The organism is Micromonospora sp. NPDC003816 (genome assembly GCF_042874705.1).
GTDB lineage: Bacteria > Actinomycetota > Actinomycetes > Mycobacteriales > Micromonosporaceae > Micromonospora.
Genome location: NZ_JBIANP010000004.1, coordinates 432,461 through 453,430 on the forward strand (window position 1 = coordinate 432,461; position 20,970 = coordinate 453,430).

A 20,970-nucleotide genomic window follows, 5' to 3' on the forward strand; every position below is an offset into this window, starting at 1 on the left:
AATTTGGCTCCGTGACCACCATGCTGGAGCCGCTGCGCAGGATCGCGGCATATGCAGTCTGTGCTGATTCGGTTGACCGAGTGTTGCTGGTCCGCGCATCGGAGCGCTCCGGCACACCCGGCACGTGGTCCCTGCCCGGTGGGGCTGTCGACCACGGCGAGGACCCGCACCACACCGTCGTCCGCGAGACCGCCGCCGAGACCGGGCTGTCGGTGGCCGTGGCCGGCCTCCAGGACGTCCTGGCCGACATGCGTGCCCTGCCCGAGCGGGGCATCACCATCCACACCGACCGGCTGCTCTACCGGGTCTCGGTCCGGGGCGGCTCGCTGACCGACCGGGTCGACCGGCCGACCGACCTGGTCCGCTGGGTCACCCGGGAGGAGGCGCAGCGTCTGCCGCTGCGCTCCTTCACCGCCCGTGCACTGGGGCTGCCCGCCTCCTCGGCGGACATCGTCCCCGACGAGGCACCGGAGTTCCCCTCCTTCTATGCGGTGCCCGGCCCGGACGGGCTGCACCGGGCGCAGCGCTTCGCCGCGTACGCCGTCGTCACCGACCCGGACGGGCGGGTGCTGTTGACCCGGGTCTCCGACGGCTACCCGGGTGCGGGGTGCTGGCACCTGCCCGGTGGCGGCACCGACTACGGCGAGCAGCCGGGTGCCGCGCTGATCCGGGAACTGGTCGAGGAGACCGGGCAGGACGGGCGGCTGGTCGAGCTGCTCGGGGTCGCCAGCCACCGGGACGCGGCCTCGCTCGGCCCGGAGGGCTACCCGATCGACTGGCACGGCGTCCGTGCCTTCTACCGGGTCGTGGTCGACAAGCCCGCCCCGCCCACCGTCGCCGACGTCGGTGGTTCCACCTGTGAGGCCCGCTGGTTCGCGCGAGAGGAGTTGGGCGCCCTGCCCACCGACCGCCTCACCGAGGTCACGGCGGAGGCCGTGCAGGCGGCTCGACTGACCTGACGTCACCCGTCCGACGATCGTGGGGTTGGCGGCGAGCACCCGTCAACTTCATGATCGATCTAGACCGGTCCGGTGACCGCTCCGGACGCCGCACTAGGGTCGGGACGTGGAACAGCTGCGGCGGGTCGGTGCGTACGGGGTGCTGCGGGACGCCGAGCGGCGCATGCTTCTGGTGCGGGGCTCGGCGGAGGCGGACTTCCCCGCGGTCTGGTCGCTGCCCGGCGGTGGCCTGGAGCACGCCGAGCATCCCGCCGACGCGGTGGTCCGCGAGTGCGCCGAGGAGACCGGCCTGGTCGTCGAGGTGACCGGGCTGCGGGCGGTGGTCGCCGACGTGACGCCCTATCCGGACCTCGGGGTGGCCCTGCACACCGACCGGGTGCTGTTCGACGTCAACCCGCTGGGCGGGCGGCTGCGGGCCGAGGCGATCGGCAGCACCGATCTCGCCCGCTGGTGCAGCCCGGCCGAGGCGTCCGTGCTGCCGCTGCTGCCGTTCACGGCCGAGGCGCTCGGTCTGCCGGTGGTCCCGTTGCCGTCGGCGGCGCTGCGCCGGACGGCACCCTTCACGCCTCCCGAGCCGCGCCGACGGCAGCGTTTCGGGGCGTACGGCGTGGTCACCGACCCGGCGGGCCGGGTGCTGCTGTCGTTGATCGCGGACGGCTATCCGGGTGCCGGCCGCTGGCACCTGCCCGGCGGCGGTACTGATCATGGCGAACAGCCGGTCACCGCGCTGCTACGGGAACTGGTCGAGGAGTCCGGACAACTGGGTCGGGTGACCGAGTTGATCGAAGTGGACAATCTGCACAATCCGGTCGCGCTAGGTCCGGAAGGGTATCCGATCGACTGGCACGGGATCCGGGTCGTCTATCGGGTGCTGGTCGATGTTCCGACCGTTCCGGCGGTGACCGAACTGGCCGGCGGCTCCACCGCCCAAGCCGCCTGGTTCACCATTCCTGAGCTGCGAGAACTGCCGATGACGGAGATCGCCTCGCGGGCGCTCGACACGCTCGTGTGACGTTGGTCGCGGCACCCTCCGGGCTCCTGCTCACCGGGCCGGGGATGACCGGCTCCGGTACAGTCGAGGCAGCGCTGACACTGAATACGGGCAAGAATGTCCCGGGATGGGAATAAGACGGCGGTTTGCACGGTTGAGGCAGATATAAGTAGCGCCGGTAGCTATCGCCAATCCCCGTCCCCCTATGCAATGGTGTACTCCGCAAAACGGCTGCCGGGTCGAAGAGACCCGGCACGAGAGAGCCGGACGCCGGCCCCAGGTGGCGGCCAACGATCCGGTGATGGAGGAAGCGTGCCGAGAGCCCCATGGCGCCGGCGTCGTACCACTGACAGCCCGCGTCCCGCCGGACGCAACTGGACGGGCCCGCTGCGCCGCAGCGGCAGTCTCGCCCGCCAGGTCCTGTTGGTCCGCGTCGGTCGTCGAGGTGTGGAGGGGGGCGGCACGGCTGACGTGCTGCCCGAGCCGAGGTACCAGGACCGTCCGCGTCGCCGGTACGGCCTGCAGCGGTTCCACCGCACACGGATCGAGACAATCGCCCCGGTCAGCCCCGCCGTCGTGCCGGCTCCGGTGGAGGAGAGCGCCCAGACACCGATCCCGCTGCTCCCCGGTGAGCGGACGATGGCCCGGCGGATGAAGTTCGCCCTGGTCAACGCCTGCACACTGGCCAGCCTGGTGCTGGGCATCAACGCGATCTTCGTCGCCATGCGTGGCGACGTACAACTGGCGGCCCTGCTGCTCATCGCCTGCGTCGCCTTCGACGGCCTCGACGGCGCGCTGGCCCGCAAGCTCGGGGTCTCCAGCCCCTTCGGCGCGCAGATGGACTCGCTCGCCGACATGTGCTCGTTCGGTCTCGCCGCACCGGTGGTGGTCTACGCCTCGCTCGCCGGTGAGGTGCCGATGGCCGCCGCCGGGGTGGCCGCCGCACTGGTCGCCGCGTGCGCCGCGATCCGGTTGGCCCGCTTCAACGTCTCACCCCAGGACGGCCGCTTCTTCTGCGGCGTGCCGACCACCATGGCGGCGGCCGTGCTCGCCCTGATGGTCGTGATCGGCCTGCCGGTGCCGGGTCTGGTGCAGGTCGCCGGGGTGGCGCTGCTCGCCTTCACCATGGTCAGCAGCTTCCCGTACGCGAAGCTCGCGCGGCTGGTCAAGCTGCCGCCGTGGGTCTGGGTGGTCCCGGTGCTCGGTGCGCTGATCGACATCCGGGTCACGTTCGGTCTGATCGTGGTGGGTTACCTGGTCAGCGGTCCGGTGCTCTGGCTCCGCCAGCGCCGCACCCTCATCTGACCTGATCGACATGGCACGAAGAAGGGGCGTCCCGGCCGGGACGCCCCTTCTTCGTACCGCTCAGCGCCAGCGGGCGATGACGCTCGACCCACCGACGACCTTGTCGCCCGGCCCGACCAGCGGCTCGGCTGCCTCGGCCGGCAGGTAGACGTCGGTCCGCGAACCGAACCGGATCAGGCCGAACCGCTCGCCCCGGGCCAGCAGTGCGCCGATCGGGGCCCGCTGCACGATCCGCCGCGCGATCAGGCCGGTCCGCTGGGCCACCACGACGGTGCCGTGGGCGGTGTCCAGCACCGTGTACGCGGCCACGTTGTGCTCCGCGTCCGGCTTCATCGCGTTGACGAACCCGCCGTCGGCGACGAAGTAGTCCACCACCTTGCCCGCCACCGGCGAGCGGTTGACGTGCACGTCGAGCACCGAGAGGAAGACGGCGACCCGCAGGAACTCGCCGTCGCCGAAGCGCTCGTCGTGCAGGCGCTGCACGGAGAGCACCTCACCGTCGGCGGCGGCCACCACGGCCGATGGGTCCTCCGGCACGTCCCGCTCCGGGTCGCGGAAGAAGGCGGCCACGGGCGCGGCGGCCAGCGCGGGCAGCAACCAGAGCTTCGACTTCGGCCGGGCCAGGCGGGTCAGCGCGGCCAGACCGAGGGCGATGCCGGCGGCGGCCACCCCGTTGGAGTCGATGTGCATGTCGCGGGTCAGCGGCACGCTCGACGGCCGGTAGGCGGGGGCGAGACGCTCCGCCGACGCGGCGTCGGCCGGCGTGAAGCGGAGCCGGTACACGCGTACCGGCGGTGAGTTGCGCAGCACCAGGTCGGCCCCGACGCCGTGCAGCGCGCCCTGCCGCTCCAGCTCGGCGGCGGCGCCGGCGGTCCGGGCGACCGCCGTGGACACGGTGAGTATCCCGCCGTCGGCCAGGTACTTGGTCAGCTCCTCGACGGTGCTCCGGGTCTCGTCCGCGGTGCCGACGAACGGCTCACCGGCGACCACCACGGTGGCGGGCTCGGCCTCGGTGAGGCTGTCCACCACACGGACCCGGTCGGCGACCCAGCGCCCCTGGGCGGTGACGTGTTCCCGCAGCGCCGTCGCACTGACGCGCTCGGTGGGCACCAGGGTGAGGGTGTCGCCGGGCAGCAGCGCGTCGATCGCTGCGGCCAGCACGGCGGACTCCGGGGCAGCGCCCACCAGCAGGGCGGCCTTCGGGTCGTTGATCCGAGCGAGCTCGGCGACGAGAGTACGGGCGGCACGCTCGCCGAGGCGGACCGGACCGGACCGTCCGGGGACACGCACGGCGGGGGACTGGGTCATGTCGAACAGGCTCCTGACGGGGTAGAGGCGACTGTCGCGAGATCACCGCCAGTGGCGGGGCCGGGCCTGCCACGGACGGCCCGCGCGAGCCGGCGGCCAGCGCAGGAGGCCCTGCGGCGTGGCCGGCCGACGGAGGCGGGAGCACACCGGCCAGCATAGGCGGCTGCGGACAGGCGCCGCATGGTCAGGCGGCAGGCCCCCGTGGCGGCGTCGGCGACGTGTCGTCCCCGTAGGGGAGACCGAGGGTCCGGTCGTCCGTCTCCGCCCGGCCCGGCGCCGTCCCGGTGGCCGGGTCGCCGGCCAGGTCGGGCCAGGTGCCCGCCGGTGAGTCCGGGTCGGTCGGCCGGGACAGGGTCGGTGAGTCCGGGTCGGTCGGCCGGGACAGGGTCGGTGAGTCCGGGTCGGTGGGCCCGGAGACGGTCGGCGAGTCGGGGCCGGTCGGCCCGAAGGCGGTCGGCGAGTCCAGGTCCGACGGCTCGAAGGCGGTCGGCGAGCCCAGGCCGGCGGCCGGGGGAGCGGCCGGCTCGGTCGGGATGGCCTCGTCCGCCGACGTCCGGCTGTGTCGGCTGGACCGCAGCGCACCGACCAGGCCGAACGCGCCGATCAGGATCAACCCACCGGCCAGGAACCAACCCACCGGCGGCAGCACCAGGCCGAGCACCTGGGCCAGTAGCCACCAGGCGGCGAACGACAGGAAGAGCAGCCCGAAGGCGAACGACACCAGGTCCGTGCGATGCACCCTCACCGGGTCACCTCCATGTGTCCGGCGTTGATCTGCAGGTTGAGGCGGAGCTTGCCGCCACCGACACCGTCCGCGCCGAGGTCGACGATCTCCGTGAGCCGGTTGTCCAGGCCGCCGGTGCGTTGGCCGAAGACGTTGGCGTCACCTGCGGTGACATGCGCGTTGGTCGTCACGTCCACGTTCGGCGGAACGACCACCGTGGCCTCGCCGAAGTTGATGACCACGGTGATCTCGGTGTCCTTCTGGTCGAAGTCGACCGCGCGCAGGTCGAGCACCGCGTCGGAGAAGCTCTGCTCGTACCGCACCGCGAGGTCGCGGTGGTCGGTGGGCGCCCAGGTCACGGTGCCGTCCACACCACGGACCCGGTCGTACGACTCGGCGACCGTGGCCACCCCCAGAGCGGCGGAGGCCACCAGACCGAGCGCGATGAGCCAGCGGGCCCGGCCGAACCAGGTGCCCACCAGCAGGCCCAGGGCGATCACGGCGAGAACCGCCGCGAAGTACGCCGACGCGCCGATCCGGAAGACGTCGAGCAGATCGAGGATGCCCACCGCGCCCAGCGCGACGAAGATCAGCGAGAAGGTCACCGCACCGAGTGCGGAACGTTCCCGGGGCTTCTTCGGCGGCTTCGGCGGCCTGGGCGGCGGTGCCACCGGGGTCTGCCCGGCGTACGGGCCGTGCGGGGCGAACGGGGCACGGTAGGTCGACGAGTGCGGCGGCACGGTCGGTGGCACCACCAGCGGCGTGGGGGAGCCCACCGGGGACCACGGGGGGGTCGGCGGCAGGAACCGGGTCGGGTCCTCGGCGCGCCCGGCCGGAGCGGGTGCCGATCCGGGGACCGGGGCGGGCGCGTGGAAGGCGGCCGGCGCGGTGAACGCCGGGACGGTGCGGCCGAACCCGCCGGGCGGCGGCGGATATCCGGCGGGGCCGGGATAGCTCACCGGCGGCACCGGACCCGGAGGTCCGGCGGGTGGCGCCGGTGCGCCGACCGGACCGCCCGCAGGATGCGGGCCGCGTTGCTGGTGGCGGTTGAGCAGCAGTGCGCCGCCGACCAGGATCGCCGCGCCGAGCAGCACCGCCCGGAAGGCGTCGGTGACGATGAAGCCGAAGCTGATCGCGACCAGGATGCTGAGCACGATCACGGTCACCGGGGACATGCTGGACCGACCCCGCCCGAGCATGGACTCGACAGGTGAGGCGGTGTCGCCCTCGCCCGGGATGATCAACCAGGCGGTGACGTAGAGCAGGATGCCGATGCCGCCGAAGAAGCCGAGCACGGCGAGCAGCACCCGCCAGAGCACCGGGTCGGTGTTGGTGGCGCGACCGACGGCGGCGCACACCCCGGCCAGGTAACGGCCGTCGCGGGGGCGGACCAGCCCGTACCGCGAGGTGAATCCGGCGCCGCCGAAGTGCGGCCAGGGACCCTCCGACGGCGGTGGTGCGCCGGTCCCCCCGGGTGGTGGTGCGCCGCTCCCGCCGGGCGGCGGGGCGGCCGGCGGACCCTCGGTGTACGCCGACCCGCCCGGCCCCCCCGGCCCGGCGGGTGGTGGCGTGCCGACCGGCGGGGGCGTCGCGTCCCACGCCGTCGATCCCGCCGGTGGCGGTGCGGCCGACGGGTCGGGACCGTCCGGAGCAGCGGCCGGTGTGTCGGGACCGTCCTGAACGGCGCCCGGTGTGTCGGGCGCGTCCGGTGCCGGGGCGTCGTGCCCCGGCGCCTTCTCCGTGGGCCCCGGCCGGTGCGGCTGAGCAGCGTCGTCGGTCATGTCTCGATACTGCTGCGCCACGGACCCGAGCGACCTCCGGAGACGACCCTGACCCCACCCTGATATCGGTGGGCCGCCAATGTCCGGGGCGTCCCCGTGGTCGGCCGACCACCGCGCGTGTGACGATCGGACCAACGCCGCCGCATTCCTCCTTCACCGGCACGAGCCGTTCTGACCAGGGAGTACGTGATCAGTACCGTCAGCCAGCCACCGCGCCTCTATCGCGCCCCGGAGCACCGGATGGCCGCCGGGGTGGCTGCCGGCATCGCCGAGCACCTCGACGTTCCGGTACGCCGGGTCCGGGTCGCCTTCATGGTGCTGCTCGGGCTGAGCGGGCTCGGCCTGCTGCTCTATGCGGCCTTCTGGGCCGTCGTGCCGCTGCGTCCGGGAGACACCGCCGTACCGCCCCGGCGGGAGTTCGGGCAACTGCTGCCCTTCGTGGCGATCGGGCTCGGCGTACTGCTGGTCCAGATGATGCTCTTCGACTCGGTGGGTGCGGCGGGCACCGCCGGCTGGCTGGTCGCGATCATCGCGGTGGGGGCCGGCGTGATCTGGCACCAGTCCACCCCCGAGCGGCGGCGGCAGTGGGGCGAGTCGCTGCCGGTGCCGTGGCTCGGCGCGGTGGTGGAGGAGAGCGACCGGCGGGCCTTCGTGCTCCGGTTCGTCGGCGGTGGGGTGTTGGTCGCCGTCGGCATCATCGGTGTCGCCGCCGTCTACTCCCCGGCGCAGAACCTGGACGCGGTGATCAACGGCGTGATCTTCGCGCTGGTCGGCCTGGCCGGTGTCGGGGTGGTGACGGCGCCGGTGCTCTGGCGGACCTGGAACCAGCTCCGCTCGGAGCGTGAGGGTCGCATCCGGGAACAGGAACGGGCCGAACTGGCGGCCATGGTGCACGACCAGGTGCTGCACACCCTCGCGTTGATCCAGCGCAACGCCAGCGACGTGAAGGCCGTCCAGCGGCTGGCCCGGGGCCAGGAGCGTTCGCTTCGGAACTGGCTCTACAAGCCGACCGCGTCGCCGACCGAACGGTTCGCCGCCGCGTTGGAACAGGCCGCGGCCGAGGTCGAGGACACCTTCGCGATCACCGTGGAGGCGGTGGTGGTCGGTGACCGGGACACCGACGAACGGGTCGGCGCGATCGTGGCCGCGGCCCGGGAGGCACTGGTGAACGCCGCCCGGCATGCCGGGGTGCAGACCGTCTCGCTCTACGCGGAGGTGGAACCCGACCAGGTCAGTGTCTTCGTACGTGACCGGGGGGCGGGCTTCGATCCGGATACCGTGGAGGATCACCGGCACGGTGTACGGGGCTCGATCATCGGGCGGATGAAGCGACACGGCGGCCGGGCGGAGATCCGCTCCGGACCGGGGGAGGGGACCGAGGTCCGACTGATCCTGCCGATCAGTCGGGACTCGGCCACGGCGGAAAGGGACAGATCATGACCGAGCAGTCGACGCCACCGGCCGAGCCGACGGGAGCCGGACCCGAGCGGCTGCGCGTGTTCCTGGTCGACGACCACGCCATGTTCCGCGCCGGGGTACGCGCCGAACTGGGCGCGCACGTCGAGGTGGTGGGTGAGGCGAGCACGGTGGCCGAGGCGGTCAGCAGGATCGCGGCCACCGGACCGGACGTGGTGCTGCTCGACGTACACATGCCCGACGGGGGCGGTCGCGCGGTGCTGGAGGCGATGCGGCGCAGCCACCCGCAGGTGCGGTTCCTGGCGCTCAGCGTCTCCGACGCCGCCGAGGACGTGATCGGGCTGATCCGGGCCGGTGCCCGGGGCTACGTCACCAAGACCATCTCACCGGACGAACTGGCTGCGGCGATCCGGCGGGTGGCCGACGGGGACGCCGTGTTCAGCCCCCGGCTGGCCGGGTTCGTGCTGGACGCCTTCGCGTCCCGCCCCGACGCCCCGGTCGCCGATCCCGAGCTGGACCAGCTCACCAACCGCGAGCGCGAGGTGCTGCGGCTGCTGGCCCGGGGGTACGCGTACAAGGAGATCGCCCGGGAGCTGTACATCTCGATCAAGACGGTCGAGACGCACGTCTCCAACGTGTTGCGCAAGCTCCAGATGTCCAACCGCTACGAGTTGTCCCGCTGGGCCGCGGACCGCCGGTTGGTGTGAGCGGACGGGGCTCGTACGGGCTCTCCGGCGGACGATCACCCGAGTAACGGGTTCGGTCTCCCGTCTGGAATTGACATCGTCTTTTCGGTTAGTATTCGGGGCGACGTGGCGGGATTCACCTCAGGTTTCCTGGTCGATGCTCCGGGGTGTTCCGGCCGCGCCGGCAATCGGCCAATCGGGCCCGAAAAAGCCGTTGACGGGCAGCTCATAGCATGCCTGTCGAGCGGCGTGGAGGGGGCTCCAGGTCGATGTCGAGGCCGTCCCGGGCGGGTATCGGGTTGATAACACGCCTTTCGGCTTGGGCGCATCGGGTGTCACAGTGGCAGGCACCTCACAACCCCCTCGTGAGCCGAGCGCCCTGAGGAGGCACTCCCATGCGCGGGAAATTCCTGAAGGTGGCGGTCGCGGCGACCGCCACCGCCATGTTGGCCACCGCCTGCGGCGGTGGTAGCGACAACGACAACGAATCGAGCGGCCAGGCCGGCGGTACGTTGCGCGTCTACAACGCGGAGCCGGCGTTCCTGACGCCCTCCGGCGGTGACGACGAGCCGTCGCTGTACGTGATCCGTTCGCTCTTCCGTGGTCTCGTCAAGTACAACGCCGAGAGCGCCGCGGTCGAGATGGACCTGGCCGAGTCGGTCGACTCGGACGACCAGAAGCTCTGGACGATCAAGATCAAGGACGGCTACACCTTCGACAACGGTGAGCCGGTCAACGCCGACGCCTTCATCCGTTCCTGGAACTTCGCGGCCTACAGCCCGAACGCCCAGAACAACGGTTACTTCATGAAGCGGATCGCCGGTATCAAGGACGTCCAGTCCGAGGACCCGGACGGCGACGGCCCGCAGAAGGCCCCGGAGCCGAAGGCGAAGGAGCTGTCCGGCCTCAAGAAGGTCGACGACCTGACCTTCACCGTCGAGCTGGAGGCCCCGTTCTCGGGCTTCCCGACCACGATCGGCTACCCGGGCTTCTTCCCGATGGCCGAGGCCTGCATCGCCGACATCGCGGCCTGCAACGAGAAGCCGATCGGCAACGGCCCGTACAAGATCGACGGCAGCTGGCAGCACAACGTCGCGATCAACGTCGTCCGCAGCGACAGCTGGAAGGGCGACCCCGGCAAGCCGGACCGCATCGAGTACCGGATCTTCGCCGACATCGACGCCGGCTACGCCGCCTTCCAGGCCGGCGAGCTGGACGTGCTCTACACCGTGCCGCCGGCCCGGTACAAGGAGGCCAAGGCCACCTACGCCGACCGGATGTACGAGCAGCCGGGTGACAGCTTCACCTACGTCGGTATGCCGCTGTACCAGGACAACTTCAAGGACAAGCGGGTCCGGCAGGCGCTCTCGCTGTCGATCGACCGCCAGTCGATCATCGACGCCGTCTTCGACGGCCGGTTCACCCCGGCCACCGGCTTCGTCGCCCCGACCTTCGAGGGTGCTCGGGAGAACGTCACCCCGTACGCCAAGAAGGACGTCGAGAAGGCCAAGCAGCTGCTCGCCGAGGCCGGCGGCTGGCCGGCCGGTGAGAAGCTGATCCTGTGGGCCAACGCCGGTGCCGGCCACGACCAGTGGCTGCAGGCGGTCGGTGACCAGATCAAGGAGGCCCTGGGTATCGACTACGAGCTGCGGGTGAACCTGCAGTTCGCCGAGTACCTGGAGACCGCCGACCAGAAGAAGTTCACCGGTGGGTTCCGCCTCGGCTGGGGTCCGGACTACCCGTTCATGGAGACCTTCCTCTACCCGCTGTACGCCACGGGCTCGGGCAGCAACAACTCGACCTACAGCAACCCCGAGTTCGACGCCGCCATGAAGGAGGGTGACTCGGCCGACTCGATCCAGGCCGCGATCCCGTCCTACCAGAAGGCGGAGGACCTGGTCGGTGAGGACCTGCCGGTCATCCCGATGTGGTTCAACAAGGTTGGTGCCCTTTACAGCGAGAACGTCGACCAGTTCGTCTGGAACTCCGTCTCGGACGCCGACTACGCAGCGATTTCGCTGAAGCAGAACTGAGCTTCAACCGCCTGATCCTGCCGTAACACGACGTGGCGGCAACGGTCTCCCCACCAGGGTGATCGTTGCCGCCACGTCAGCGCCGAGAGGAGACCCCGACATGGGGCGCTACGTCATTCGACGGTTGCTCCAGTTCATCCCCACCGTGCTGGGCACCATGTTCCTGCTCCACTACCTGACTTCACTGGCGATCCAGTTCAGCGGGAACCCGGTCCGCGCGCTGTTCGGGGACCGGACGCCGCCGCCCGCGCTGCTGGAGGCGATCACCGAGCGACTCGGCTACGGTGACCCCTGCCTCGACCAGAAGGGCAACCCCTGCTTCGGGATGTTCCTGGACCGGCTGCAGGGCATCTTCCTGAACTTCGACTTCGGCATCAACCTGCGCCAGCGTGAGGTCACCGACCTGGTGGCGGACGCCATTCCGTTCACGCTCAAGCTGCTGCTCATCGCCATCGTCTTCGAGGCCGTCGTGGGTATCGCCGCCGGTGTGCTCGCCGGTCTGCGGGGCGGCAGCTTCGCCGACTACACGGTGAAGATCAGCACGGTCTTCGTCATCTCGGTGCCGATCTTCGTGCTCGGCCTGATCGTGCGGGAGTTCGTCGGCGTCAAGTTCGGCAACGTCCTGCGCGGCCAGAGCTGGATTCCCGACGTGATCTCCACCGGCATGTTCAGCCCGGGATTCAAGCCCGACTACCCCTGGGCGAGTCTGATCATCCCGGGCATGGTGCTCGGTGCGACGTCGTTGGCGGTCACCGCCCGGCTCACCCGGACCAGCATCATGGAGAACATCCGGGCCGACTACGTCCGGACGGCGAAGGCCAAGGGCCTGACCACCAAGCGCGTCATCGGTGTGCACACGCTGCGCAACTCGCTGATCCCCGTGATCACCTTCCTCGGCGTCGACATCGGCGCCGCGATGGCCGGCGCGGTGGTCACCGAGACCATCTTCAACGTGCCGGGCATCGGCCGGCTGGTGACGATGTCGGCGCGTACCGGGGAATCCTCGGTGGTGATCGGCGTGGTGACCATGCTGGTGCTGGTGGTCCTGATCGCCAACCTGCTCGTCGACCTCCTGTACGCCGTGCTCGACCCGAGGATCCGTTATGAGTGACCGGACCGTGGTGACGATGCCGACGCAGGTTCTTCCGACCGCTCCCGGGTGCCGGTGGAGCGAAACGAGGTGTGGACATGAGTGAGCGTAGCGAGCGAATCATCAGGCTCAGTGTGTTGGTGCCTCATGGCGGCGCGGAGCGAAGCGGAGCGTCGGCATGAGTGAGCGTAGCGAGCGAATCATCAGGCTCAGTGTGTTGGTGCCTCATGGCGGCGCGGAGCGAAGCGGAGCGTCGGCATGAGTGACCTGAACAGTGCGGGCACCGCCGTCGGCGGGGCACCGGTGGGCGGCGACGGTCCCACGACCGATGCGCCGGTCGGCGGCAAGGAGCGCAGCGCCAGTCTCTGGGCGGACGCCCGGCGGCAGTTGCTGCGCGACCCGGTCTTCATGATCGCTTCCCTGTACATCCTCGTGGTGGGCTCGATGGCAGCCTTCCCGAAGCTCTGGACCAGCCAGGACCCGCGTGCCTGCAACACCGACCGGTCCCGGATCTCGCCCAGTTGGGAACACCCGTTCGGGTACGACATCCTGGGCTGCGACTACTACTCGCACGCGATCTACGGCGCGCGGCCGTCGATGGTCATCGCGGTCATGGCGACCGGTGGCATCGTGCTGGTCGGTGGCACGCTCGGCCTGCTCGCCGGCTACTACGGCGGCTGGGTCGACACGATCATCTCCCGGGTGATGGACATCGTCCTGTCACTACCGTTCCTGCTCGGCGCGATCGTGTTCCTCACGGTCATCAAGCGGCAGAACATCTGGACGCTGACCCTGGTGCTGTTCCTGCTCGCCTGGCCGACCATCGCCCGGATCACCCGAGGTAGCGTCATCTCCTCGAAGGATCTGGACTACGTACACGCCGCCAAGGCGGTCGGTGCCCGCAACTCGCGGCTGATGTTCCGGCACATCCTGCCGAACGCGATCGCCCCGATGCTGGTGTACGCCACCATCGTGCTCGGTTCGTTCGTCGCCGCGGAGGCCACGCTGACCTTCCTCGGCGTCGGGCTCCAGCCGCCGGCGCAGTCGTGGGGCATCATGATCTCGGTTCACCAGGTCTACTTCCTGGAGGACCCGTGGCTGCTGCTCTTCCCCTGTGGTCTGCTGGTCGGCACGGTGCTGTCCTTCATCCTGATGGGTGACGCACTGCGTGACGCCCTCGACCCGAAGTTCCGGTGATCCGAATGAGTGAGCGAATCAATCGGCTCGGCGCGTTGGTGTCTCAGGCCGGCGCGGAGCGAAGCGGAGTGTCGGCATGAGGGAGCGGAGCGAGCGAATCATCAGGCTCGGCGCGTGGTGTCTCAGGCCGGCGCGGAGCGAAGCGGAGTGTCGGCATGAGCAGTGATGTGAACGTCAAGTTGGACGCGCTGCCGGGCCTCGACCCGAACGCGTTGCCACTTCAGGTCAAGAACCTGCAGGTGGAGTTCCGGACCCGTAACGGCGTGGCTCGCGCGGTCAACGGAGTGAGCTTCGACGTGCGGGCCGGCGAGACCCGGGCGATCCTCGGGGAGTCGGGCTGCGGCAAGAGCGTGACCGCCCAGGCGATCATGGGCATCCTGGACAGCCCGCCCGGGTTCATCACCGGTGGGGAGATCCTCTACCGGGGTGTCGACCTGCTCAAGCTGCCGGAGTCCGAGCGCCGCAAGGTGCGCGCGAACCGGATCGCGATGATCTTCCAGGACGCGCTCTCCGCGCTGAACCCGGTCTTCACGGTCGGGTTCCAGCTCGGCGAGCTGTTCCGCAAGCACCGGGGCATGTCCCGCAAGGACGCCAAGGCCCGAGCCGTCGAACTGCTCGACCTGGTCAAGATCCCGGCGGCTCAGCAGCGGGTGAACGACTACCCGCACCAGTTCTCCGGCGGTATGCGCCAGCGCGTCATGATCGCCATGGCGCTGGCACTCGACCCCGAGGTGCTGATCGCGGACGAGCCGACCACCGCCCTGGACGTGACCGTGCAGGCCCAGATCATGGCCCTGCTCGCCGAGCTCCAGCGGGAACGGAACATGGCGTTGGTGCTGATCACCCACGACATGGGTGTGGTGGCCGACGTGGCGGATCGGATCTCCGTCATGTACGCCGGTCGGGTCATCGAGGAAGCCGGCGTGAACGACATCTACGCCACCCCGGCCCACCCGTACACGAAGGGTCTGCTGGAGTCGATCCCGCGGCTGGACCTCAAGGGCCAGGAGCTCAGCGCCATCAAGGGCCTGCCCCCGGCGCTGACCAACATCCCTCGCGGATGCGCCTTCAACCCCCGGTGCCGGTACACCCAGGACGTCTGCAAGCAGGACCCGGCGCCGCCGCTGTACCAGGTGTCGCCGAGCCGGACGGCTGCCTGCCACTTCTGGAAGGAGGTCAAGGGCGATGAGTGACGTGGTGTTGGAGACCCGTGACCTGGTCAAGCACTTCCCGCTGACCCGGGGCATCGTCTTCAAGAAGCAGGTCGGGGCGGTCCGCGCGGTCGACGGGATCAACCTGGAACTGCGGCGCGGCGAGACCCTCGGCATCGTGGGCGAGTCCGGTTGCGGCAAGTCGACGTTGGCCCGGCTGCTCGTGGGTCTGGAGACGCCGACCTCCGGTGACCTGTTCGTGCAGGGCAAGAACATGGCCAAGGTCGGCTCCGAGGAACGGCGTCGGGGTCGGCGGAACATCCAGCTGGTGATGCAGGACCCGTACACCTCGCTGAACCCGCGAATGACCGTCGGCGACATCATCGGCGAGCCGTTCGAGGTGCACCCGGACGTGGTGCCGAAGGGCCAGCGTCGGCCCAAGGTGCAGGAGCTGCTGGAGCTGGTCGGCCTGAACCCCGACCACATCAACCGCTACCCGCACCAGTTCTCCGGCGGCCAGCGGCAGCGCATCGGGATCGCCCGTGCGCTGGCGCTCAACCCGGAGATCATCCTCTGCGACGAGCCGGTCTCGGCGCTGGACGTCTCCATCCAGGCTCAGGTGATCAACCTGCTGGAGAAGCTCCAGAACGAGCTGGGTCTGTCGTACATCTTCATCGCGCACGACCTGTCCGTGGTGCGGCACATCGCCGACCGGGTCGCGGTGATGTACCTCGGCAAGATCGTCGAGATCGGCACCGAGGACGAGATCTACGAGTCGCCCACGCATCCGTACACCCAGGCGCTGCTGTCGGCGGTGCCGGTGCCGGACCCGACGTTGCGTGGGCACCGTGACCAGATCGTCCTGACCGGCGACGTGCCGTCGCCGGCCAACCCGCCGTCCGGCTGCAGGTTCCGTACCCGCTGCTGGAAGGCGCAGGACGTCTGTGCGGAAGAGGAGCCGCTGCTGCAGGTCAGGGACAAGTCCGGCCACCCGAGCGCCTGCCACTTCGCCGAGGTACGCGACGTGGTGCACGCGACGGAGTAGCCACACAGACGCCGTCGTGGCCGGTCATCCAAACCGGGAGCGGCGGTGAAGGTAGTGCCTCCTCAGTGATTCGGGGCGTCGGCCGTCACCAGCGGCCGGCGCCCCGGTCCGCGTTCGGACCGCCGTGCCCGGACTGCGTGTCCGGGCCGCCACGGTCGGCCCGGCGCCTGCTCATGGGGACGGTCGATCCCCGACGCGCCTCGCCGACCGACCCGCTCGGGTCACAGTGGGCCGCGACCGGCCCGCAGCAGCAGCAGCGCCAACTGGGTGCCGTCGGCACCGAGAGCGACCCGGAAGCGCTCCAGGATCTCCTGCTCGCGGGAGAGCACCAGCCGGGTGCCGCCGGAGGCCATCCGGGTCGCGCCGACCTCGCGGGACAGGGCGGCCCGTTCCTGCCACAGCTCGACGATCGTGCGGTCGATCTCGTCGATCCGTACCCGGATCTCGGCGATGCGGGCGGCGGCGCCCGGTTCCGCGGTCCCGGTCTTCGGGGTGTCCAGGCCGGGGCTGGTGCCGCCCTCCGCGCCGGTGCCGTTCGGGGTCGTGCCGGACTCGCCTGGGACGCCGTTCTGCTCCATCACGTCTGTCATCTTCGGGTACCTCTCACGGTGTGGTGCCCGGTGCCCGGATCCCGGGACGACAAAAGCCCCGGACTCCGAGAGCCCGGGGCTTTTCGTAGGTCTTGTCGATCAGGCGCGACCTACGGCTGCCGGACTCCCGGGGCCGTAGTAAAAGTAGAAGCGCTGGTCGAACACGCCGTCGAGTATGCCGCCGCAGCCGCCGCCGCGCAAGGAAACCGGTAAGGAAGGGACCCTTCCTATACACGAGGCGTTAGTAGGGGGCCCTTCCTTACACCGGGGGCGGCGCGGGGCGGGGATGTCGGGGCGGCGGCATAGACTCGCCCTGCGATGCATCCTCTCTTCGACATCCCCGCGTCCCCGTCCGCGCCCGAGCCCGACCGGGCGTTGCCGCCGCGTCGGCCGGCTCCCGGCCGCCTCGACCCCGCCGATCTGGTGGAGGGCCTCAACGGCCCCCAGCGGGACGCGGTCACCCACGCCGGTTCACCGCTGTTGATCGTCGCCGGTGCCGGTTCCGGCAAGACCCGGGTTCTGACCCACCGGATCGCATACCTGCTCGCCGCGCGGGACGTGCATCCCGGAGAGATCATTGCGATCACCTTCACCAACAAGGCCGCCGGTGAGATGAAGGAGCGGGTGACCGCCCTGGTCGGTCCGCGCGCCCGGATGATGTGGGTGTCCACGTTCCACTCCGCCTGCGTCCGGATCCTGCGTGCCGAGCACGCGCACGCCGGGCTCAAGTCCACCTTCTCGATCTACGACGCCGACGACTCCCGCCGGTTGATGCAGATGGTCACCCGCGAGCTCGACCTGGACCCGAAGCGCTATCCGGCGCGGGGTCTGGCGGCCCAGGTCTCCAACCTCAAGAACGAGCTGGTCGACCCGGAGACCTTCGCGGGCCGGGCGTCGGGGCCGAACGAACGGGCGCTGGCCGAGGCGTACACGCTGTACCAGCGACGGCTGCGAGAGGCGCACGCGCTCGACTTCGACGACCTGATCATGACCACGGTGCACCTGCTCCAGTCGCACCCGCACGTGGCCGAGACCTACCGCCGTCGGTTCCGCCACGTGCTGGTCGACGAGTACCAGGACACCAACCACGCGCAGTACGTGCTGATCAAGGAACTGGTCGCCGGCACCGAAGGGCTGGCTCCGGCGGAGCTGTGCGTGGTCGGTGACGCGGACCAGTCGATCTACGCCTTCCGGGGCGCGACGATCCGCAACATCCTGGAGTTCGAACGCGACTTCGGTGACGCCCGCACCATCCTGCTGGAGCAGAACTACCGCTCCACCCAGACCATCCTGAACGCGGCCAACGCGGTGATCGACCGCAACACCTCCCGCAAGCCGAAGCGGCTGTGGAGCGATGCCGGGGCGGGCGAGCAGATCGTCGGGTACGTCGCCGACACCGAGCACGCCGAGGCGGACTGGGTGGGTCGGGAGATCGACCGGCTGGTCGACGCCGACGAGGCCAGGCCGGGCGACGTGGCGGTCTTCTACCGCACCAACGCGCAGTCCCGCGTCTTCGAGGAGGTGTTCATCCGGGTCGGCCTGCCGTACAAGGTCGTCGGCGGGGTGCGCTTCTACGAGCGCAAGGAGGTCCGCGACGCGCTCGCCTACCTGCGCGCGGTGGTCAACGACGACGACACGGTGAGTCTGCGCCGGATCCTGAACACGCCCCGGCGGGGCATCGGTGACCGGGCCGAGGCGTGCGTGGAGGCACTGTCCAGCCGGGACCGCATCTCGTTCGGTGCGGCGCTGCGTCGGGCCAAGGACGCGCCGGGCATCTCCACCCGCGCCGCCAACGGCATCGCCGACTTCGTGGCACTGCTCGACTCCGCCCGGGAGGTGGCCGTCGACGGCACCCCGGAGGAGGTGCTGGAGGCGGTGCTGACCCGCTCGGGCTACCTGAGCGAGCTGGAGGAGAGCCTGGACCCGCAGGACGCGGGCCGGGTGGACAACCTCCAGGAGCTCGTCAGCGTCGCCCGGGAGTACACCGAACGGATCGAGGCGACCGGCGCGGAGGGGGAGCGGGCCACGCTGGCCGGCTTCCTGGAGCAGGTGGCCCTGGTGGCCGACGCCGACCAGATCCCTTCGGACGATCCCGAGCACCAGGGCGTGGTCACGCTGATGACCCTGCACACCGCCAAGGGGCTGGAGTTCCCGGTGGTCTTCCTGACCGGCCTGGAGGACGGTGTCTTCCCGCACCTGCGGTCGCTGGGCGACACCCGTGAGCTGGAGGAGGAGCGGCGGCTGGCGTACGTGGGCATCACCCGCGCCCGGCAGCGCCTCTTCCTGTCCCGGGCGGTGACCCGGTCGGCGTGGGGGCAGCCGGCGTACAACCCGCCGTCGCGGTTCCTGGAGGAGTTGCCGACCGAGTTGGTCCGTTGGGAGCGCACGGAGGGGTCGTACACCTCCTGGGGTGGCGGTGGCGGCGGCGTGGGCGGTCGCGCGGACCGGGTGGGCGGCGGCTTCACCGGGGGTACGCCCCGCGCGGTCCAGCTGGCCCGCAAGCTCGGCGTGGACGGCAGCCGGCTGGCCACCGCGAGCGAGCTGCCCCAGGGCCCCAAGGTCTCCGCCGGGGACCGGGTCAACCACCAGCGGTACGGACTCGGCCGGGTGGTGACCGTGGAGGGCCATGGTCCGGGTGCCCGCGCGCAGATCGACTTCGGCGACCAGACGTTGTGGCTGGTGCTGCGGCACGCCCCGATCGAGAAGATCTGACGGGCCGGTGCACCGGCCCGGGTGGGGCCGGTGCACCGGGCGATCAGGTCAGCACGCCACGTCGATGCCGCGGGCGCGCAGGAACGGCGCCGGGTCGATCTGGTTCCACATCTGACCCTGGTGCACCTCGAAGTGCAGGTGCGGCCCGGTGGAGTCGCCGGTGGAGCCCTCCAGTCCGATGGTCTGGCCGGTGCTGACCTTCGCACCCACGTTCACCCGGGTGGTGCTCAGGTGGGCGTAGTGGGTGAGGTAGCCGTTGCCGTGGTCGATGACGACCGAGATGCCGTACCCGTCACCGACGTCGCCGGCCTTCGTGACGGTGCCCTTGGAGGCGGCCCGCACCGGTGTGCCGGCGGGCAGCGCGAAGTCGATGCCGGCGTGCAGTGTGCCCCACCGGGGGCCGTAGCACGAGGTGACGGCGGCGCCGGCCATCGGGATGACCCAGTCGGGCTTCGGCGCGGTGCTCGTGGTGGTCTTCGGGGCGGCCTTGCTGGCCCTGGTCGCCGTCGGGCGGGGTTTCGCGGTCGGGCTCGCGCTGGGTGTCCTGGTCGGGCTCGCCGTCGGGGTCGGTGTGGGGCTCTCCGGCGTGGCCGGGGCGGCCGACTCGCGGGCCGAGCGGTCGGCGCGGTCGGCGGCCTCCGCGCGGGCGGCGGCTTCGGCGCGGGCCTGCGCGTCGAGTGAGACGGGGCTCGGGGTGGGGCTGTCGTCGAGATTGGTCACGACGACACCACCGAGTCCGAGTCCCAGCACGGCGACCGCGCCGACGGCCAGCCGACGGCCGCGCCGGCCGATCCGGCGGCGGTGCCGGGCGGGAGCGTGGGAGAGCGTGCGGTTCGGGGTGGAGCTGTCGTCCTGCACGGAGCGGACCTCACTGGATCGAGGGGTACGTGACCTGGAAATCCTGGTGTCGGTCGGGTGTGTGTCGGGTACCGGGGTTCGGCGGGTGGATGGTGGCGGCGGGACGGCCGCCCGGTTCTGTCCCCGGTTGCCACCGGATGACCGGGTCGGTGCGTCGGCTGTGGTGTGCGCTCCGCCACAAAGCAGCCTGTGGCCTGGGACACTTTGCGTTCGGGCCGCGCACGCAAAACCGCCCGGATCGATCGATCCGGGCGGTCAACGGGTGCAACGGGGTGTCAGGACTCCGTTACCTCGCTGTAGATTGCCTCGACTTGCAGCTTGATGTCCACTCCGCGCTCCTGGAGCCAGGGCACCGGGTCGAGCGGCTTGCCCTTGACATGGATCTCCAGGTGCAGGTGGACCCCGTAGGAGTGGCCGGTGTTGCCCACCAGGCCGAGCTGGTCGCCGGCCTTGACCTGCTGGCCTTCCCGGACGCTCAACGCCGAGGAGTGGCCGTAGATCGCCTCGCTGCCGTCCGGGTGCTGGACGATCACGGCGTTGCCGTACCCGCCGAACCAGCCGGCCTTGGTGACGGTGCCCTCGTGGATCGAGACGTACGGGGTGCCCTCCGGTGCGACCAGGTCGATGCCGGTGTGCAGCTTGCCCCAGCGCATGCCGTAGGGGGAGTTGAAGTCGTAGCCCTGCAGCGGCAGCAGCCAGACGCCGGAGTCCTCGACGCTCTCCGGGGCGCTGCGGCCGTCCCGGGAGGGCCGCTCGGCGGCGTCGGCGCGCTCGGCAGCTCCCTGGCTGCTGACAGCGGCCTGCTTCAGCTCGTCGAGCACCGACTGTTCGACGCTCTTGGCGTCCGGCAGTGCGCCGGCGCCCAGTGCCACCACGCCGGCACCGACGAAGGCGGTGGTGACGACTGCGGCGTAACGGCTACGTGGGGGGGTGGGTACGCGGCGGCGACCGCGATATCGATCGGGCTCAGACGACAGGCGCTGGCGCACGCACACCCTCCGTTGTCGGGGTTCCGAAGCGTTCGGCCGCCGTCCGGATCAGTGATCCGTCCGTCGGCTGGTCGCGTCGTCACCCGTCCGCAAACCTGATGACAACCGTGGACACGGTAGCCAACCGTCAGTCGC

At 70.6% G+C, this 20,970-nt stretch carries 17 protein-coding genes; 11 read left to right on the forward strand and 6 right to left on the reverse strand.

Annotated features, from left to right (window positions below; genetic code table 11):
• The first annotated feature begins 11 nt into the window (after window positions 1-11).
• The 3 genes from ACFYTT_RS17715 to ACFYTT_RS17725 all read left to right on the forward strand — a co-directional run bounded on the left by ACFYTT_RS17715 (window position 12) and on the right by ACFYTT_RS17725 (window position 3,255).
• Window positions 12-959: an NUDIX hydrolase gene (locus ACFYTT_RS17715; RefSeq protein WP_131053291.1), complete on the forward strand. Its 948-nt coding sequence runs from the start codon at window positions 12-14 to the stop codon at window positions 957-959.
• A gap of 106 nt (window positions 960-1,065) precedes the next feature.
• Complete coding sequence (locus ACFYTT_RS17720; RefSeq protein WP_387260377.1) at window positions 1,066-1,971, forward strand: NUDIX hydrolase; 906 nt, start codon at window positions 1,066-1,068, stop codon at window positions 1,969-1,971.
• A 366-nt stretch (window positions 1,972-2,337) separates the two neighbouring features.
• Window positions 2,338-3,255, forward strand: a complete 918-nt coding sequence (locus ACFYTT_RS17725) for a phosphatidylcholine/phosphatidylserine synthase (protein WP_131053301.1) — start codon at window positions 2,338-2,340, stop codon at window positions 3,253-3,255.
• Window positions 3,256-3,315: 60 nt separating this feature from the next.
• Here the strand turns inward: ACFYTT_RS17725 and ACFYTT_RS17730 are convergent, their stop codons facing one another.
• The 3 genes from ACFYTT_RS17730 to ACFYTT_RS17740 form a co-directional block, all read right to left on the reverse strand.
• Window positions 3,316-4,563 (reverse strand): phosphatidylserine decarboxylase, encoded by a 1,248-nt coding sequence (locus ACFYTT_RS17730; protein WP_387260380.1) that lies wholly within the window; start codon window positions 4,561-4,563, stop codon window positions 3,316-3,318.
• Between the two features lie 184 nt (window positions 4,564-4,747).
• Window positions 4,748-5,308, reverse strand: coding sequence for a hypothetical protein (locus tag ACFYTT_RS17735; RefSeq protein WP_387260383.1), 561 nt, complete (start codon window positions 5,306-5,308; stop codon window positions 4,748-4,750).
• Window positions 5,305-7,068 carry a PspC domain-containing protein gene (locus ACFYTT_RS17740; protein WP_176095202.1) on the reverse strand — a complete coding sequence of 588 codons (1,764 nt, stop codon included), beginning with the start codon at window positions 7,066-7,068 and terminating at the stop codon, window positions 5,305-5,307. Before ACFYTT_RS17740 ends, ACFYTT_RS17735 begins: the two co-directional genes overlap by 4 nt.
• A gap of 171 nt (window positions 7,069-7,239) precedes the next feature.
• Between ACFYTT_RS17740 and ACFYTT_RS17745 the strand changes: the two genes are divergently transcribed.
• From ACFYTT_RS17745 to ACFYTT_RS17775, 7 genes are all read left to right on the forward strand, one after another.
• Window positions 7,240-8,508, forward strand: coding sequence for an ATP-binding protein (locus ACFYTT_RS17745; protein WP_131053627.1), 1,269 nt, complete (start codon window positions 7,240-7,242; stop codon window positions 8,506-8,508).
• On the forward strand, window positions 8,505-9,191 hold the full coding sequence (locus tag ACFYTT_RS17750) for a response regulator transcription factor (RefSeq protein WP_131053629.1): 687 nt from the start codon (window positions 8,505-8,507) through the stop codon (window positions 9,189-9,191). The genes ACFYTT_RS17745 and ACFYTT_RS17750 overlap by 4 nt, the downstream gene beginning before the upstream one ends.
• Window positions 9,192-9,565: 374 nt before the next feature.
• Complete coding sequence (locus ACFYTT_RS17755) at window positions 9,566-11,203, forward strand: ABC transporter substrate-binding protein (RefSeq protein ID WP_131053630.1); 1,638 nt, start codon at window positions 9,566-9,568, stop codon at window positions 11,201-11,203.
• Between the two features lie 100 nt (window positions 11,204-11,303).
• A complete protein-coding gene (locus tag ACFYTT_RS17760; RefSeq protein WP_131053632.1) occupies window positions 11,304-12,314 on the forward strand; it encodes an ABC transporter permease in 1,011 nt (336 codons plus the stop codon).
• A gap of 237 nt (window positions 12,315-12,551) precedes the next feature.
• Window positions 12,552-13,490 (forward strand): ABC transporter permease, encoded by a 939-nt coding sequence (locus ACFYTT_RS17765; RefSeq protein ID WP_131053633.1) that lies wholly within the window; start codon window positions 12,552-12,554, stop codon window positions 13,488-13,490.
• A gap of 155 nt (window positions 13,491-13,645) precedes the next feature.
• A complete protein-coding gene (locus ACFYTT_RS17770) occupies window positions 13,646-14,683 on the forward strand; it encodes an ABC transporter ATP-binding protein (protein ID WP_131053635.1) in 1,038 nt (345 codons plus the stop codon).
• Window positions 14,676-15,686 (forward strand): ABC transporter ATP-binding protein, encoded by a 1,011-nt coding sequence (locus tag ACFYTT_RS17775; RefSeq protein WP_131053637.1) that lies wholly within the window; start codon window positions 14,676-14,678, stop codon window positions 15,684-15,686. Before ACFYTT_RS17770 ends, ACFYTT_RS17775 begins: the two co-directional genes overlap by 8 nt.
• A 221-nt stretch (window positions 15,687-15,907) precedes the next feature.
• Here the strand turns inward: ACFYTT_RS17775 and ACFYTT_RS17780 are convergent, their stop codons facing one another.
• Entirely contained in the window at window positions 15,908-16,276 is a 369-nt protein-coding gene (locus ACFYTT_RS17780; RefSeq protein ID WP_236145768.1) for a chorismate mutase, read from the reverse strand.
• Window positions 16,277-16,594: 318 nt separating this feature from the next.
• On the opposite strand from ACFYTT_RS17780, the gene pcrA reads away from it, so the two are divergent.
• Window positions 16,595-18,988 carry a DNA helicase PcrA gene (gene pcrA, locus ACFYTT_RS17785; RefSeq protein ID WP_176095201.1) on the forward strand — a complete coding sequence of 798 codons (2,394 nt, stop codon included), beginning with the start codon at window positions 16,595-16,597 and terminating at the stop codon, window positions 18,986-18,988.
• A gap of 48 nt (window positions 18,989-19,036) precedes the next feature.
• Here the strand turns inward: pcrA and ACFYTT_RS17790 are convergent, their stop codons facing one another.
• The gene (locus ACFYTT_RS17790) at window positions 19,037-19,846 is read right to left on the reverse strand and encodes a M23 family metallopeptidase (RefSeq protein WP_387260389.1); all 810 of its coding nucleotides are present in this window, start codon (window positions 19,844-19,846) and stop codon (window positions 19,037-19,039) included.
• Between the two features lie 275 nt (window positions 19,847-20,121).
• Complete coding sequence (locus tag ACFYTT_RS17795; protein ID WP_131056218.1) at window positions 20,122-20,835, reverse strand: M23 family metallopeptidase; 714 nt, start codon at window positions 20,833-20,835, stop codon at window positions 20,122-20,124.
• Window positions 20,836-20,970: the final 135 nt, after the last annotated feature.

Excerpts from the sequence above, each read along its gene's own strand:
- ACFYTT_RS17750 (WP_131053629.1), top strand. The coding sequence starts at position 8,505 with ATGACCGAGCAGTCGACGCCACCGGCCGAGCCGACGGGAGCCGGACCC.
- ACFYTT_RS17775 (WP_131053637.1), top strand. The coding sequence starts at position 14,676 with ATGAGTGACGTGGTGTTGGAGACCCGTGACCTGGTCAAGCACTTCCCG.
- ACFYTT_RS17760 (WP_131053632.1), top strand. The coding sequence starts at position 11,304 with ATGGGGCGCTACGTCATTCGACGGTTGCTCCAGTTCATCCCCACCGTG.
- ACFYTT_RS17780 (WP_236145768.1), bottom strand. The coding sequence starts at position 16,276 with ATGACAGACGTGATGGAGCAGAACGGCGTCCCAGGCGAGTCCGGCACG.
- pcrA (WP_176095201.1), top strand. The coding sequence starts at position 16,595 with ATGCATCCTCTCTTCGACATCCCCGCGTCCCCGTCCGCGCCCGAGCCC.
- ACFYTT_RS17730 (WP_387260380.1), bottom strand. The coding sequence starts at position 4,563 with ATGACCCAGTCCCCCGCCGTGCGTGTCCCCGGACGGTCCGGTCCGGTC.
- ACFYTT_RS17765 (WP_131053633.1), top strand. The coding sequence starts at position 12,552 with ATGAGTGACCTGAACAGTGCGGGCACCGCCGTCGGCGGGGCACCGGTG.
- ACFYTT_RS17755 (WP_131053630.1), top strand. The coding sequence starts at position 9,566 with ATGCGCGGGAAATTCCTGAAGGTGGCGGTCGCGGCGACCGCCACCGCC.
- ACFYTT_RS17740 (WP_176095202.1), bottom strand. The coding sequence starts at position 7,068 with ATGACCGACGACGCTGCTCAGCCGCACCGGCCGGGGCCCACGGAGAAG.
- ACFYTT_RS17770 (WP_131053635.1), top strand. The coding sequence starts at position 13,646 with ATGAGCAGTGATGTGAACGTCAAGTTGGACGCGCTGCCGGGCCTCGAC.